The organism is Pseudarthrobacter sp. NamE2 (assembly GCF_005796205.1).
Taxonomy (GTDB): domain Bacteria; phylum Actinomycetota; class Actinomycetes; order Actinomycetales; family Micrococcaceae; genus Arthrobacter.
In genome coordinates this window covers 1-872 of record NZ_VAHN01000044.1, presented here as the reverse complement: position 1 = coordinate 872, position 872 = coordinate 1, and the positions used below count along the sequence as shown (strand labels likewise).

Annotated in this window: 1 protein-coding gene; it reads right to left on the bottom strand. The window is 67.4% G+C overall.

Annotation, left to right across the window (positions count from 1 at the left end; genetic code table 11):
* On the bottom strand, positions 1-872 hold an 872-nt coding region (locus FDW83_RS18920; RefSeq protein WP_138139605.1), incomplete at both ends, for an HNH endonuclease signature motif containing protein.

The following is an 872-nucleotide window of genomic DNA, read 5'->3' as shown; positions in this document are numbered from 1 at the left end:
GGTCGGGTGGTTCGGCCTGGTAGTGGCGGCCGGTGGGTGAGGTCCAGCCGGGTGGTTCGTTCTTCGTGGCCGGGGTTGGTGTCCAGCGGCTGTTGTGTTTCAGGTGATGGTGTTTGGGGCAGAGCTGTGCCAGGTTGCTCATCCCGGTGGTTCCGCCGTACTGCCAGGCTTTGAGGTGGTCGGTTTCGTTGTCCAAAGAGTTGTTGTTGCAGCCGGGGAACGTGCATCTGCCGTCCCGGAGCTGCAGGGCGTTCTTCATGGCTTTGGTGAGCCGGTAGCTGGTGCGCCAGATTTCCAGTGGCGTCCCGTCTCTCGGGTCGACCAGGACCCGGTGGAAGGATTCGGCGCCGCCGGCGAGGAGTTTCCGCGCCATCGAAGCCGGGATCGGACCGTACCCGTCCAGCACCGCGGGTTCGTCCGTCAGCCCGAGGAGCGCGAACACGGGAACGGTGACGAGGACTTCGGTCCGTGGCGTCGGAACCTTTCCAGGTTCGGTGGTGAAGGCTGTGGCTATTCCAGTCCTGGCGTCTTCCTCCGGGGTGGAAATCCTGTGGGTGAGGAGCTGGTTGGCGAGGACGTCGGCTTTGCGCTGGGGAAGGGTGCGGGGCTCGTCCGGTCCCTGCAGGCCGCGGGCGATGGCAGTGGTCCTGTTCCAGATCGCCAGGGCGGTGTCGGCCGGGAGGTAGGCGGCGATCCAGGCCATGCCGTCACGGTCCGGGGTGAATTCGACCCGCCGGTCCGCGACGCCCTTGCGGTGGCGTTTTTCGATGGAGTCAGGGTGGCGGCGTTCCCGCCACCCCCGCACCTTGGCCCGGAGCCGGGCAGGGACGAGCTCCGCGGCGGGGCAACCACGGGCCGGATTGGGGGCATCC